The sequence below is a fragment of the Streptomyces sp. NPDC001153 genome, assembly GCF_053598315.1.
The window spans coordinates 25,501-38,560 of the sequence record NZ_JBSFJZ010000046.1 but is presented as its reverse complement, the minus strand read 5'-3'; the positions used below and the strand labels follow the sequence as shown (position 1 = coordinate 38,560).

The following is a 13,060-nucleotide window of genomic DNA, read 5'->3' as shown; positions in this document are numbered from 1 at the left end:
GCGGAGTCGGCGGCGAGTTGGGCAAGCGCCGGCAAGCGACCGAGCAGGCAGTTCCGCACGTTCGGTCAACGGGACGAACAGTGCGCTGGTGGACTTCCACGTGTGCAGCAAAAGACAACTGTCTCGGGTAGCGGTCGCTACCGTAGCAATGGCGGCAGGTCCTCTCACCCTCGACACAGCCGCCGGCCCAGTACAGGCATCCGCCGACGGCCTCCGACTCACCCGCAACGACGGGCCGCTGCGGGTGCCATTGGGTGTTCTCGACGATCCGGCCCGGCAGTGGCAGGGCCCGTGGGTGCACGACCTGAGCACCGCGGGCGGGCACACACGACCCGGACCTGGCCGGCGGCGGACTGAGTGCCCTCGCACATCTGCCGCACGTCGGCGGCATCGCCACCCGTGCCGATCACGAGCGCGCCGCCCGCACCGTCGCCGAGGTGCGAGCCGGCCGTACGCCGCTTCGCGACCCGACGCAGGCGCGATTCGGTGGCCTGCGTGCCGCGTCCGTGTACGGCCTGGAGTGCCCTTACGTCCTGCCGGAGGCTCACTGGCCGGATCGGGCGCTGCCGGCCCGGCAGTCCTCGCCCGGCACCTGCCACAGCGACTTTCACCGTCAACGGCACCGACGGCAAGGTCACGGCCGCCAAGACCGACCCCCGCCCCGCCCGGTCACACCGCGCGGTGGGGAGGCCGTACCGCGTACTCCGGGCTACGCTGCCAGGCGGGGGCTGTCGTGGATCACGGAGTCAGTCATGCCGAAGCCCGAGCTGTCCAGGGACCGGTCGTCTCTGGGGCACAAGCTGCGCTATGCCGTACGGCACCCAGGACGCATCCCTTCCCACCTCCGCCGCGCCGCGCGGGACACCTGGCTGGGCCTCCGGCACCGCGACCACGTCGCGTACTACCGCGCCGTCATGGCCTCCGACACCGCGCGCAGCCCCGAGCGTGCCGTCGGCAGCGGATCGGAGGCCGGCTGGCTGGCACTCGGGCAGATGCAGTTCGACTACCTGCTCGGACACGGGCTGAAGCCGCAGGACCGGATGCTGGAGATCGGCTGCGGGAACCTGCGTGCGGGGTGGCGGTTCATCGGCTACCTCGACCCCGGTCACTACTACGGGATCGACATCTCGCCGGACATCCTCCTCGAGGCGCAGCGCACCCTCGTCCGCCGGGGCCTGCAGGACCGCCTCGCCCATCTGGTCCTCGTCGAGAACCTGAAGCTCGACTTCCTGCCCTCGGGCTGGTTCACCGTGGTGCACGCCCACAGCGTCTTCTCGCACTCGCCGCTGGAGGTGATCGAGGAGTGCCTGACCAACGTCGGGAGGGTGCTGGCCCCCGGCGGCTTCTTCGACTTCACCTACGACCGCACGGAGGGCCCCGAGCACCAGGTGCTCCGCGAGGACTTCTACTACCGCACCGAAACCCTCCTTTCGCTGGCCGAGCGGCACGGCTTGACCGCCCGCTTCATGGACGACTGGGAGCGGCGCCCGCACGGCCAGTCGAAGATCCGGGTCACGCACGAGGTGGCGGTGTAGCGGTTCAGCGACACCCATCGGTCTCCATGCGTCCGCATTTGGCGAGCAGATGCATCAGACCTGGTGAGAGGCCAGTAAAACCGAGTCCCTCGGCACAGTGCACGACAGGCAGGCGCGCGCCTCGCACCCACAGGCACCCTGACAAACACGCGCCGTCCCGGCGTCGCAGCGAGAACGCCCGCGTAGTGGAACTCCCGCATCCTCGCGGTACGGGTCCGGCCGACCGGGGCGCGGCCGCGTCGGCCGGTGCAGGCAGCCGCGGTGGCCGGGCACGGCCGGTGGGACGGCGTCCTGCCCGAGGCGCGAATGCTGGCCGAATGGCCGAATGGCCGGACGGCGAGGACGAGCCGACCCGGCTCTGGCTGTGCGATGTGCGATGTGCGATGTGCGATGTGCGATGTGCCCGAGGACACCCCGATCTCGGCCGATCCGGCGGTGGAGTCATGAGGTGGTCCCCAGGCAGCTCTCGAATGGTTCTACGGTGAGCTCGAACAACTCGGCGTCGCTGCCCCACACGTCAGGTGAGTCGAAGCGCACCGAGTAGACGTACTGCGGGTTTTCGCCCAGGAAGTGCGCGTTGGTGTCCGGCAGCACGCCGGCTCCTCCTGCTCGCCGCGGAGGTTGTGGGCGCGGGCGTTACCGCGCCAGGTGCCAGGACGGAGCTGTCGAGGAGTCTCAGCTCTCCGGCGTTGAGCCGGCGCCCGTCGTAGCCGTCGTCGATGTAGTGCGGTGAGAGGAGTTGCGTGTGGGTGGTATCTCTGGCGTCACGGTGTGAGCCGCGCTGCAAGCCCCTGGTTGCGGTGCCTGCCGCGGATGCGTCGGGCTCATTGCCCCGCGTGCCCGCAAGTGGCGGCGGGGCGGCGAGCGGGCCAGGCCTTGGACGCATGCCGATCTCTTCGCCGGCAGCAGCATGTCGTCGACCGCCGTGGACGGACTCACCCGGATCACTGCCCGCGCGGATCCGATCGTCTCAGGGGCAGCGTTCCCTGGGGTGGTCGGTCCGGGGGCTGGACGTCACCCCGGTTGCGTCCTGGTCGTGCGGGCCGCAGGCTGCCCGCATGGACTACAGCGGGGAAGCAGGCGTGCGGCCCATTCTGGTGACCGGCGCTGCGGGCAGCGTCGGGGCTGTCGGCAGGACCGTGGTCCAAGGCCTTCGGCGCCGGGGCCTCCAGGTCCGTGCTCTGGTGCGCCGGGATGACGACCGTGCCCAGGCGCTGCGCGCGACGGGCGCCGAAGTCGTGGTCGGAGATCTGACGCGTGCCCGTGATGTCGCCGACGCCCTCGACGGCTGCGGGCGGGTGTATTTCGGCATGGCCGTGTCGGCACAGTATCTGCTCGCCGCCGTGACCACAGCCGCGGTCGCGCGCGCCTACGGAGGGCTGGAGGTGTTCGTGAACATGTCGCAGCTGACCGTCTCCGAGATGGACGCCACCAGCGGCTCCGAGTCGCATCAGCATCGTCAGCAGTGGCTGGTCGAGCAGGTCCTCGACTGGTCAGGCCTGCCCGTGGTCCAGGTCAGGCCCACCGTCTTCATGGAGAACCCGCTCTTCCGGACCGCGTTTTCCTCGATCGCCGAGGACGGCGCCATCAGGTGGCCCTTCGGCAAGGCGAAAACCTCCCCGATCGCGGCCGGTGACGTGGCCGCGGTCGTCGAGGAGATCCTGGCCGATCCGGCCCGGCACATCGGCCGCATCTATGAACTGACCGGTCCCCGATCACAGGACGTCGCCGCTTTGGCCGCGGAGATTTCCGATGCCTTGCACCGCACGGTCGGCTACACCGACGTCCCGTTGCAGGAGTGGCTCGACAACGATCTCGGAGCGCTGGGACTGCCGGACCATGTCTTCCAGCACATCTCCACCATGGCTCGACTACACGTGGCCGGCCGCTATGACCGCCAGGCAGACGGCATGGCAGAGGTCACCGGGCGGTCCGCTGCAGGAGTGGCCGATTTCGTCCGCAAGAACCCCGAGCTGTTCACTCGCTGATGCGCTTGACCTGCCAGGCCGTTTGGTGATGGCGATATCTGAATCTTGAATCCGGCTCTGTCCGCAGCTCCGTGAATCCCCAGGTCACTGAGGTTTTCTCAGAGGCCACTGAAATTGAATTCGTGATGTCGGCCTTGCAGGGCCAAGCAGCGTCACTCAACTCTGGGGGGTCGGACGCCTTCGCGGGTCATGTCCCCTCATCCCGGCCGGCCGTGGGGCCCGGGCCCTCCTCGAGGTTTGCGCGAAGGATGGCCAGGGTTGAGGCGATGCGGGCCAGGTCGTCGGGGGGAACCGCCGCGGTCAGTGAGATGAGCTCGCTTTCGACAATGGGGCGGGAAGCGGACAGCTGCTTCTCACCCGCGGATGTGAGGCGGAGGACGGACGAGCGGCGGTCCTGGGGGTGTGCGACCCGCAGGCACCAGCCCGCAGCCACCAGCCGGTCGACCGCCTTGCTGACGGCCCCCACGGTGATCGCCAGTTCGCCGACGATGTCGAGCACGCGGCACCCCGACACGCGGTCGATGATCTCCAAGAGCTCGAACTGTCCCAGCCCCAGCCCTTGTTCGGCACGCAATCGGGCGCTCACCGCGTTGTAGAGCCGGGTCTCGACGCGGACCAGATCGGAGAAGATCGGGGTGATGTGGCTCACATTAGCTCCAGTAGATTCCCGGGAATCATCTTCCTTGGAATCCGGTTGGGGGCAGGCAGATGGATTCCAAGGAATCCATCCTCGCACCCCGACCCATGGAGGCCCCGCATGTCCCGACAGCAGCGCGACGCCCTGGACGCCATACTCCGTTCCGCCCCTCGCAGCGAGATACAGCCCACTCCCGAGGAGCAGCGCAGCGGTTTCGCCGCGGCTGTCACCCGCCCCGCGCCGCAGGGCGTGGTCACCCGCAGGACCGTCCTGGGCGGGCGGCCGGCCCTGGAGCTGGAGCCGGCCGAAGCCTCTGGCCGCGGCCGACTGCTCTACCTGCACGGCGGCGGCTACGTCATCGGCTCACCGGACACCCACGCAGGGCTGGTCGGTGAACTGGCCCGCCGCGCCGGGCTGCACGCGACGTCGGTGGAATACCGGCTGGCGCCCGAGCACCCTTTCCCCGCGGCTGTCGACGACGGGCTCGCGGCCTACCGCGAGCTGCTGGCGTCCGGCACCGACCCACGGAACCTCGTCATGGCCGGTGACTCCGCCGGTGGCGGATTGAGCATCGCCACGCTGCTCGCCGCCCGGGAGGCCGGGCTGCCGCAACCTGCCGCCGTGGTCGTCTACTCCCCCTGGGCCGACCTCACCCTCGCTGGAGGAAGCATCCGTTCCAAGGAGAGCGCCGACCCCATTTTCACAGAGGCCGACTTGCACGCCTACGCCGATCTCTACGTCGGCGCAGGCGACAGGGCGCATCCCCTGGCCAGCCCGGTCTTCGCCGACCTCACCGGACTGCCCCCACTCCTCGTCCAGGTCGGGGCGAACGAGGTGCTCCTCGACGACGCGGTCCGGCTGGCCGGCCGCGCGGGCGCCGACGACGTCGAGGTCACGCTCGAAGTCGGCCCCGGCCTCCCCCACGTCTTCCAGCACCACTACGGCCGCCTCGACGAGGCGGACGCCGCACTCGACCGCGCCGCCCGCTTCCTCACCGCCCACCTGAGCGCCGGGCGCCCGGGCGCCGACCATCTCGAACCGCTCCGCTCACACCGACCCGGCGGCCTCCACATGATGGCGACGACGGCCGCAGGAGCACCATCCACCGCCTTCACGCGGCGACGTCGGCGGCCAGGAACGGCTGGATCAGGGCGAGCAGGGCCTCAGGGCGGTCCAGCGGGATGATGTGACCGCAGTCCTCGATGACATGGCCGGTCAGGTCGTCGGCGATCGGGCGCAACTGCTGTTCGAGCGCGGCACCGACAGGGTGCGCCCCGATGGCCATGGTGGGCATCGTGAGCCGGGCGGTCATGGTGGCATCCCTGATCTGCCGGGCGCTGCCCGGCAGGGCGCGGTAGTAGGAGAAGGCGCGGCGCAAGGCGTCCTCGCCGGTGTAGGCGGCGATGAACGCCTCACGGAGCGCGCCGGGAACGCCGCGACCGAGCGTGCCGTTGTCGAGGAACCAGCCGATGTACCGGTCCTCGTGGCCGGTCAGCACGGATTCCGCGAGACCGGGCTCGGAATGGAATCCGAACCACCATCGGGGTCCGCCCGCCGTGGTCTGCCCGCCGCCCGGCAGGCCGCCGAGAAGCGCCTCCATCAGCACCAGGCGCCGGACGAGGCCGGGACGCCGCAGGGCGAGCAGGAAGGCGGGAGGGGCTCCCGCGTCGATGCCGGCCACCGCGGCGTCCGTCACGCCGAGCGCCTCCAGCAGGCATTCGGCGTCCCGCGCGAGCGTCGCGGCGTCGTAACCCTCTGCCGTGGGCTCCGTGACGGACGCAGCCTTGTCGGTGCGCAGCCACCGCATGTCCGGCGCGATCACCCGGTGGTGCCGGGCCAGCGGGCCGATGACCGCCCGCCACACTTCCCAGGTGTGCGGGAAACCGTGCAGCAGCAGGAGAGCGGGGCCTTCGCCGACGAGGGCCACCTCAAGGGTCATGCCGCCCGCCGTGACGGTCCGTATCTCCACGTCCGGATCGAGGTCTGGACCGGTGGTACGGCGGGCGGGCGAGGACGTGTGAGGTGTCACATCTGCTCCCTTGCAGTAACTATTGGTTACAAGATGAAAGTAGGTGACTACACTCGACGTACCAAGACGGCACTTTCCCGTAAGGTGGTGAGCTCCGGGTGACCACCCCACCCACGGGCCCCGTCGCCGCACGCGGGGACCTCTTCGATCCGAACTGCCCGACGCGTCGGCTGCTCGACAGGGTCGGTACGAAGTGGACGTCCATGGCGATCAAGGTGCTGTCCGAGGCCGCTCCGCAGGAGGTGCGGTTCGCCGAGTTGCAGCGCAGGATGCCCGGCGTGTCGCAGAAGATGCTGTCGGCCACCCTGCGGAGCCTCACCCACGACGGCCTGGTCTCCCGCCGTGTCGAGCCGACCGTCCCGCCGCGCGTGCACTACCGGATCACCCCACTGGGGCTGTCTCTGGAGGTGCCGCTCGCCGCGCTCCGCTCCTGGGCTGAGGAGCACATGGCCGAGATCGACGCCAACCGACGTACCGAGACGGACGGAACCGGCGAGGGCTGAACCGGTTCCGTCTCACGACGGGTTCCGCGGTGTGACGGCACCCTCCCTGCCGAGGCTCGGGCGCTTCGCCGCCTGCGCTTCAGCATCGGGGCCGCGGTCCCCCGGAAGAACCGCGCTAAGACGTGGTCGAAGTCCCCTGAGGGAAGGGACTCGGCCGGGTCGGGGCGCTGCCAGGCGATCCGCGACCGAGCAGCGTCCATCGGCGTATCCGATGACGCGGTGTCCCCTGGTCAGCGCCATGCGTCCGCAGTGCGGGGCGCATGGCTGGCCGGGCCGTCTCTGTCGCCCTCTCCCCCCGGCGGTGTCAGGCCGTGTGCTGGTAGGCCGGATAGGTGAGGTAGCCCATGTCGCCGCCCTGGTAGTACGTGGCCTCGTCGGCGGGGGCGATCGGCAGGCCGGTGCGGAGACGTTCGACGAGGTCGGGGTTGGCCAGGAAGCCACGGCCGAAGCTGATCAGGTCGGCGCCCAGGCCCAGCCAGTGGTCGGCTTCCGCCCGGCCGGTCTGCTTGGGGCCCATCGGGAGGACCGGATTGACGATCAGGGTGCCGGGCCAGGCGCGGCGCAGGCCGATGAGCACCTCCTCGTCCACGGTCATTTCCAGGTGGACATAGGCGAGTTGGAGCCGGGCCAGTTCGGTCAGCAGCGCGGTGTTGAGGGCGAGTGCGTCGCTCTCCTCGACGTCCCAGAAGCCGCCCCCCGGGGAGAGGCGGATGCCCGTCCTGGCCGCGCCGATCGCGTCCACGGTCGCGGCCACGGCCTCCACGGCGAACCGGATCCGGCCCGCGATCGTGCCGCCGTAGCGGTCCGTGCGCCGGTTGGCGTTGGAGGAGAGGAACTGGGAGATCAAGTAGCCGTTGGCGCCGTGGAGTTCGACTCCGTCGAAGCCCGCGTCGATCGCGTGGCGAGCGGCCTCGGCGTAGGCGTGGGCGTGCTGGGGCACCTCGGCGGTGTCCAGTGCGCGGGGCGTGGGTGCGGGCTGCGGGCCGGTCGGGGTGAAGACGTCGCCCACTGCGGCGATCGCCGAGGGGCCGACGGGCTGGTGGCCGGTCGTGTCGGGGTGCGAGACCCGGCCGCCGTGCATGAGCTGGGCGAAGATCCGTCCGCCGTTGATGTGTACGGCGTCGGTCACGGCGCGCCATGAGGCGGCCTGCTCCTCGGTGTGCAGTCCGGGCGTGCCCGGGTTGGACTGCCCGACGAGGCTGGGCTGCACGCCCTCGGACACGATCAGTCCGGCCGTCGCGCGTTGCGCGTAGTACGCCGCCATGGACGGTGTGGCGAGGCCGCCGGCCGCGGCCCTGACGCGGGTCATCGGGGCCATCACCATCCGGTTGGGCAGGGTCAGGTCGCCGAGTCGGTAGCTGCTGAACAACGTCGTCACGTCGGGCTCCTCCGTCCGTATCGCGTACCCGGATGCCGGGCACAGCGCTACGCTAAAACCTGACATGGATGTCAGGGGCAAGCGATGTGGCGTGGTTCACCACGGGAGGCAGTCGTGCGGATCGGCGAGCTCGCGGCGCGTACCGACGTCAGCGTCCGGTCGCTGCGCTACTACGAGGAGCAGGGGCTGCTGACCAGTAGCCGTAGCGCCAGTGGCCAGCGGCATTACACGGAGGCCGAGGTGGAGCGGGTGCGATTCATCCAGCGCCTGTACGCGGCGGGTCTGTCCAGCCGCACGATTTCCGAGCTGCTGCCCTGCGTCGACGCGCCCAGCGAGGGCAACTCCGATGCCGCTCTCGAGCGGATGGCGCAGGAGCGCGACCGGCTTTCCGAGCACATCGACGAACTCGTGCGGACCCGGGCCGCATTGGACGTCCTGATGGCCACGGCCCGGGCCCATCGGGACAGCGAGGCACGCGCGCAAAGTGTCCGAGCGCGCCATGGGTCAGGTGAGGGGACGAGCGCGCCACGCGTCCTGGAGAGCTGACCGCACGCCTTCCCCAAGAACGGGACGGCCGACCAGGGTGGGCGCCCCCCGAAGGCCGCGTGTGCCGGCAGGACGTTTTAGGCAGTGGCACAAAGGGTCCACTACGCAGGCGGTGCGAGGGCTCCGTGCAGGCACAAGTATGGATGCCGTGTTTCTCATTCATGCTCGCTTCAGGAATGTCCGTGACGGCCTCCCTCCTCCGGAGGGACTGACCGTACTCCTCAGGGCGTGCGCCCGGCCGGACGATGGTCTCGAGCACGCGGTGCTCCACCGGGTCGGCGTGGGCCGGGAGTTCGTGGTGGGGCTGTATCTGGTGGCGGAATCGCTCGCCCGAGCCGAGCAGGTTGCGGCCGAGGTGGTCGCACGTGCCCTGAGCAGTGGTTCCGAGACGGCGGACATCGCGCTCGTCGAGTGCGGCGCCGTACTGCCGTTGCCGGCGTTCGAGAGTCTCGCCGCCCGGCGCCCGTGCGACCCGGAGTGAACCCCACACAGGCCGCTTTATGCCAGGGACGCTTTAGTCCAGCCGAATTGGCTTCCCGCCCGACGGGCGCCCCGGAATCATCTGTGGCACGGAGGCGACCAGCTGTTGCGCTGATGCGGCGGAACGAATCAGAGAGGGCTTTCCCATGCGCGTCAACCGTATTCTCGCGATCCTCACCGGCGCTCTTGCCCTGGCGGTCCTCGCGGGTGCCCACGCCGGCACGGCCGCGCCGCGTCCGCCGGCGGCCGGTTCCGGTGCCCTGGTCCAGGCCGGCACGGTGAGCCTCGACGATCTGACCTGGGGTCAGTAGTGGAGGCCGAGAACGCGGTGCTGTCCCGGCTGTCCGGGAACTGGCACCGGCGGGCGGCGGTGCGACGGGACGAACCACCGCTGGATGCCTTCTACGAGGTGGGACGCCCGGACTACCCCCTCTCGCTGACCCCCTTCCACCGCCACCCCGGGGTGTCCGACATCGACCCCGTCGCCCTGGACAAGGCGCTGTTCCTCGCGGGTCTGGCCTTCCACCGGCACACCATGGTCATCGAGCAGTACATCGTCGGACCGACGTTCCAGCGCGCCCTCGACCGTTGGTTCTCGGGCGCGGACGGCTCGGTGTTCCAGAGCACCGTGCTGCAGGCGGCCGTGGACGAGCAGTACCACACGCTGATGCACTTCAACGCCGCGACGACCATGCGGCGCAACCGGGCGTGGCACGTCCGGGACAGCGACATCCCGCTGCCGCAGCTGATCGCCCGCCACCGCGAGCACCGCGAGGCCCACCCGCTCCCCTGGCAGCGGGACCTGGTGAGCCTCGCGTTCACCACCGCGGTGGAGATCTCCATCGCCACCCGGCTGGGGGTCTCCCCACGCACCGCACGACGGCTGGCCGCCGAACTGATGGACCGCCTCGACGCCCGCAGCCGCTTCGAAGCCGGTGTCCACGCCGTCCAGCGAGGCTGGCTTCCCCCACGGGACTGACTCGAGTCGACCCCGGGCCAGGCGGCCCGACCACGTGTCACCACTCGACGCCTTCATGCCACTGCACGGCCGGCCCCAGGTACCGGGACGGCCGCGGGCCCGCCCACCACGGCCCCGGGTCGTAGGGCCTGACGCCGCTCGTCGGTCCGCGCGACGTCCCTGTCGGCCACGGTCTGTTCTCCTGGGCGTGTGGTGGCGGTCGCGCGGGAAGATGCGGGCTGGACGCGGAAGGTTCACCGGGCCGAACGTTCCCTGCCGTCGGGTCATCCGGTGTTGCAACCGCCTTTCCGGGTGCTGCGTCTCCTCGGCTGCGAGGACTCGGCGTGCCGGACGGAACGGGAAGAGCGGTCGATGTCGAACGGAACTACGGGCGCGGTGCTGTGCGCTGCGGCGGCCGTGCTGCTCTTCGCCGTCGCGTGGCGGGAGGCGGCTGTGGTGCGGCGGCTGCGGCGGGACGGCATTCACACGCGAGGCGTCGTGGTCACCAACACGCAGGTGGCCGAGGACGACGGGCACATCTGGGTGCCGGTCATCGCCTTCCACGACCAGCAGGGACACCGCGTGGAGTTCTCACCCCGGATGCGGGGGACCGGAATGGGCCTGGAGACCGGGCGTGAGGTTCCGGTGGTGTATGAAGGTCGGCATCCCCAGACGGCACGGGTGCACATGTGGCGGCACATGATGGGGACGGCGGTGTCCCTGCTGTTGGGCGGAATGGCCTTTCTCGGGGCCGGCGTACTGATCGTCCTGACGACGTGAGCGCGTCATCCGGGCAGCGGCCGACGGCGGTGCCGCGTGCGGCCCCGGTGTCCTCTGGCGACCCCCTTCCTCTCCGGCCGTGAAGCGCCGCGTCAAACCAGGGCAGTCGAGTCGCCCGGATCGCTGTCGGCGTCCGCGGCGGGTCATGCCCCCTCCTATCTGGAGCTTGTCGACCATGCGTAATCAGATCTTTCCCCGTCGCTCCGCTGTGGCTTGCGCGGTGTCGGCCGCCGTCGCCTCGTTCCTCGCCACTGCTTGTTCGCACGGCGAGGATACGGAGCAGGCGGTTTCCTCTTCCGCGACCGCGTCGACCGGGACCGACGCGGCGTCGGGGAACGCGGTCGAGGGATCGTCCAAGGTGATGCTTCCGCCTGTGCGCGCGGGCTTCGACTACCAGCTCGGCGGTCCCTACACCCCGCCGGCCGGGGTGTCCGTCGTCGTCCGTGACCACACGGCGCCGCCCGCACCGGGGCTCTACAACATCTGCTACGTCAACGCCTTCCAGGCCCAGCCGGGCGCGGAGAAGGAGTGGGATGCCGATCTGCTGCTCCGGGACAGGGCGGGCAAGGTCGTCATGGACAAGGACTGGGGGGAGGCCATGCTGGACGTTCACACCGACGCCAAGCGCAAGCGGATCGCGCGGAAGGTGAACGCCTGGATCGACGCATGCGCTGCCAAGGGCTACAAGGCCATCGATCCCGACAACTACGACAGCTACACACGCGTGCCCCACGGACTGCTCACCGCGAACGACGCGAAGGCGTTCCTGTCCCTGCTCGCCGCCCACGCGCACGCGCGGGGCCTGGCCATCGGTCAGAAGAACACGGCGGCGCTGGCTCCGTACCGCAAGCAGGTCGGTGTCGACTTCGCCGTGGTGGAGGAGTGCGGCCAGTACGACGAATGCGAGGACTACGCCGCCGCGTTCGGCAACCACATGATGGTGATCGAGTACACCGAGCAGGGCATGAAGAAGGCGTGCCGGGGCTGGGGCGACACGATCAGCATCGTCCGGCGGGACCTGGACCTCGTGCCCGTCGGCCACAAGGACTACCACCGGGAAACCTGCGGCGAGTCCTGACGCACCGGCATTCGCCGCCCGGCTCGATCCATGCCTGCCGGCCGCACTTCGGCAAGCGCCTGCGGGCCGACGCGTTCGCCATGACCGGGAACCATCACGGCGAACTGCCTGGCGAACGGCCCGTCGGCGTCCGGCACTTCGACCACCTGGTCGCCCTCGCCGACGGACACGGTGCCGGCCGCGTGGTGGGCGCGGGAACGAGGGCGCCGCGAACCCGCTGACTGCGACGGCAGTCTCCCCGGACTGAGCCTGACGCCCTCCTCATCCGCGGGCTGCGGCGACCGCCTCGTCGAAGGCCCGCTCCATGTCGATCGTGCCGCCGCTGCCCACCCAGCCGTCCGGGCGTAGGGGCCGCGGTCATCCCCCTCGACCCGAGCCTGCCCGCCGCGGGGCAGACCCTCGCCGAGGAGGTGGCGCGCCGCGGCCTGGAGGTGACCAGTGTCGTGAACAACGCCGGATTCGGTGCCTTCGGCCCGTTCCACACCGAGGACCCCAAGCGGCTCGGCCAGCAGGTCAGAGTCGACATCGCGGCGGTCGTCGACATCAGCCGGGCATTCATCGAGCCGCTGCGGACCGCCGGCGCCGGAATGTTGGTCAACGTCGCGAGCACGGCCGCGTACGTCCGCGTCCCGAACATGGCTGTCCACGCGGCGGCCAAGGCCTTCGTGCTGCACTTCACCGAGGCCTTGTGGCACGAATCCCGCGGGACCGGGCTGCGCGTGCTCGCGCTGTCGCCCGGTGCGACCAGCATCGAGTTCTTCGACGTCGTCGGCGCGGATGCGGCAGACGGCGGCAGCAAGCGCCGGTCCCCGCAGGATGTCGTTGCCACGGCACTGCGCACGCTCGACCGCCGCACGCCACCGCCGAGTGTCGTCTCCGGCCGCCTCAACCGCGCGATGGCGGCCCTGGCCCGCACGGCCGGCCGACGCCGCACGGTCCGGTTCATGGGATCCACGACCTCCGCCCGCCAGCCGGTGCCGTGACCGCGCACACCGACGGGCTGCCGCTCTGCGATGTCATCCGGCAGGGCAGTAACGCCGGTGAGGCCGGAGGCCACCCACGGTGGCGATCTTCGACGCGATCCGGTTCCGGTTGCTCGGAGGGCATCAAGTCGAGGTATCTGCCTGCGGATTCCCTTCCCCCGCCAT

At 70.4% G+C, this 13,060-nt stretch carries 16 protein-coding genes and 1 pseudogene; 13 read left to right on the top strand and 4 right to left on the bottom strand.

Annotated features, from left to right (window positions below; genetic code table 11):
* Positions 1–163 precede the first annotated feature (163 nt).
* Together ACWDEN_RS38290 and ACWDEN_RS38285 are read left to right on the top strand one after the other, a co-directional pair.
* Positions 164–446, top strand: a pseudogene (locus ACWDEN_RS38290) (hypothetical protein); the annotation flags it as partial.
* A gap of 306 nt (positions 447–752) precedes the next feature.
* Entirely contained in the window at positions 753–1,535 is a 783-nt protein-coding gene (locus ACWDEN_RS38285; protein WP_351609139.1) for a class I SAM-dependent methyltransferase, read from the top strand.
* Between the two features lie 441 nt (positions 1,536–1,976).
* On the opposite strand, the gene ACWDEN_RS38280 is transcribed toward ACWDEN_RS38285, so the two are convergent.
* Entirely contained in the window at positions 1,977–2,129 is a 153-nt protein-coding gene (locus ACWDEN_RS38280; RefSeq protein ID WP_351609089.1) for an SH3-like domain-containing protein, read from the bottom strand.
* A gap of 464 nt (positions 2,130–2,593) precedes the next feature.
* Between ACWDEN_RS38280 and ACWDEN_RS38275 the strand changes: the two genes are divergently transcribed.
* The gene (locus ACWDEN_RS38275; RefSeq protein WP_351609086.1) at positions 2,594–3,523 is read left to right on the top strand and encodes an NmrA family NAD(P)-binding protein; all 930 of its coding nucleotides are present in this window, start codon (positions 2,594–2,596) and stop codon (positions 3,521–3,523) included.
* A gap of 187 nt (positions 3,524–3,710) precedes the next feature.
* Here the strand turns inward: ACWDEN_RS38275 and ACWDEN_RS38270 are convergent, their stop codons facing one another.
* The gene (locus ACWDEN_RS38270) at positions 3,711–4,172 is read right to left on the bottom strand and encodes a MarR family winged helix-turn-helix transcriptional regulator (RefSeq protein ID WP_450862527.1); all 462 of its coding nucleotides are present in this window, start codon (positions 4,170–4,172) and stop codon (positions 3,711–3,713) included.
* A 108-nt stretch (positions 4,173–4,280) separates the two neighbouring features.
* On the opposite strand from ACWDEN_RS38270, the gene ACWDEN_RS38265 reads away from it, so the two are divergent.
* Positions 4,281–5,345, top strand: coding sequence for an alpha/beta hydrolase (locus ACWDEN_RS38265; RefSeq protein ID WP_450862525.1), 1,065 nt, complete (start codon positions 4,281–4,283; stop codon positions 5,343–5,345).
* Here ACWDEN_RS38265 and ACWDEN_RS38260 read toward each other — a convergent pair.
* Complete coding sequence (locus tag ACWDEN_RS38260) at positions 5,272–6,099, bottom strand: alpha/beta fold hydrolase (protein ID WP_450862584.1); 828 nt, start codon at positions 6,097–6,099, stop codon at positions 5,272–5,274. The genes ACWDEN_RS38265 and ACWDEN_RS38260 overlap by 74 nt on opposite strands.
* Positions 6,100–6,287: 188 nt before the next feature.
* On the opposite strand from ACWDEN_RS38260, the gene ACWDEN_RS38255 reads away from it, so the two are divergent.
* Positions 6,288–6,692: a winged helix-turn-helix transcriptional regulator gene (locus tag ACWDEN_RS38255; protein WP_351609077.1), complete on the top strand. Its 405-nt coding sequence runs from the start codon at positions 6,288–6,290 to the stop codon at positions 6,690–6,692.
* A gap of 304 nt (positions 6,693–6,996) precedes the next feature.
* Here the strand turns inward: ACWDEN_RS38255 and ACWDEN_RS38250 are convergent, their stop codons facing one another.
* The gene (locus tag ACWDEN_RS38250) at positions 6,997–8,070 is read right to left on the bottom strand and encodes an alkene reductase (RefSeq protein WP_351609075.1); all 1,074 of its coding nucleotides are present in this window, start codon (positions 8,068–8,070) and stop codon (positions 6,997–6,999) included.
* Between the two features lie 114 nt (positions 8,071–8,184).
* On the opposite strand from ACWDEN_RS38250, the gene ACWDEN_RS38245 reads away from it, so the two are divergent.
* From ACWDEN_RS38245 to ACWDEN_RS38210, 8 genes are all read left to right on the top strand, one after another.
* A complete protein-coding gene (locus tag ACWDEN_RS38245) occupies positions 8,185–8,616 on the top strand; it encodes a MerR family transcriptional regulator (RefSeq protein WP_351609072.1) in 432 nt (143 codons plus the stop codon).
* A gap of 262 nt (positions 8,617–8,878) precedes the next feature.
* Positions 8,879–9,097, top strand: a complete 219-nt coding sequence (locus ACWDEN_RS38240) for a hypothetical protein (RefSeq protein ID WP_351609069.1) — start codon at positions 8,879–8,881, stop codon at positions 9,095–9,097.
* 145 nt (positions 9,098–9,242) lie between these two features.
* Positions 9,243–9,407 carry a hypothetical protein gene (locus ACWDEN_RS38235; RefSeq protein ID WP_351609066.1) on the top strand — a complete coding sequence of 55 codons (165 nt, stop codon included), beginning with the start codon at positions 9,243–9,245 and terminating at the stop codon, positions 9,405–9,407.
* Entirely contained in the window at positions 9,407–10,075 is a 669-nt protein-coding gene (locus tag ACWDEN_RS38230) for a diiron oxygenase (RefSeq protein WP_351609063.1), read from the top strand. Before ACWDEN_RS38235 ends, ACWDEN_RS38230 begins: the two co-directional genes overlap by 1 nt.
* Before the next feature lie 351 nt (positions 10,076–10,426).
* The gene (locus ACWDEN_RS38225; RefSeq protein WP_351609061.1) at positions 10,427–10,834 is read left to right on the top strand and encodes a DUF3592 domain-containing protein; all 408 of its coding nucleotides are present in this window, start codon (positions 10,427–10,429) and stop codon (positions 10,832–10,834) included.
* A gap of 175 nt (positions 10,835–11,009) precedes the next feature.
* Positions 11,010–11,912, top strand: a complete 903-nt coding sequence (locus ACWDEN_RS38220; protein WP_351609059.1) for an endo alpha-1,4 polygalactosaminidase — start codon at positions 11,010–11,012, stop codon at positions 11,910–11,912.
* 80 nt (positions 11,913–11,992) lie between these two features.
* Positions 11,993–12,133, top strand: a complete 141-nt coding sequence (locus ACWDEN_RS38215; protein ID WP_351609056.1) for a hypothetical protein — start codon at positions 11,993–11,995, stop codon at positions 12,131–12,133.
* Positions 12,134–12,895, top strand: a complete 762-nt coding sequence (locus tag ACWDEN_RS38210) for an SDR family NAD(P)-dependent oxidoreductase (protein ID WP_351609134.1) — start codon at positions 12,134–12,136, stop codon at positions 12,893–12,895. It abuts the gene before it with no gap.
* The last annotated feature ends 165 nt before the right edge of the window (positions 12,896–13,060 follow it).

Excerpts from the sequence above, each read along its gene's own strand:
- ACWDEN_RS38260 (WP_450862584.1), bottom strand. The coding sequence starts at position 6,099 with ATGACCCTTGAGGTGGCCCTCGTCGGCGAAGGCCCCGCTCTCCTGCTG.
- ACWDEN_RS38285 (WP_351609139.1), top strand. The coding sequence starts at position 753 with ATGCCGAAGCCCGAGCTGTCCAGGGACCGGTCGTCTCTGGGGCACAAG.
- ACWDEN_RS38265 (WP_450862525.1), top strand. The coding sequence starts at position 4,281 with ATGTCCCGACAGCAGCGCGACGCCCTGGACGCCATACTCCGTTCCGCC.
- ACWDEN_RS38220 (WP_351609059.1), top strand. The coding sequence starts at position 11,010 with ATGCGTAATCAGATCTTTCCCCGTCGCTCCGCTGTGGCTTGCGCGGTG.
- ACWDEN_RS38275 (WP_351609086.1), top strand. The coding sequence starts at position 2,594 with ATGGACTACAGCGGGGAAGCAGGCGTGCGGCCCATTCTGGTGACCGGC.
- ACWDEN_RS38215 (WP_351609056.1), top strand. The coding sequence starts at position 11,993 with ATGACCGGGAACCATCACGGCGAACTGCCTGGCGAACGGCCCGTCGGC.
- ACWDEN_RS38225 (WP_351609061.1), top strand. The coding sequence starts at position 10,427 with ATGTCGAACGGAACTACGGGCGCGGTGCTGTGCGCTGCGGCGGCCGTG.
- ACWDEN_RS38235 (WP_351609066.1), top strand. The coding sequence starts at position 9,243 with ATGCGCGTCAACCGTATTCTCGCGATCCTCACCGGCGCTCTTGCCCTG.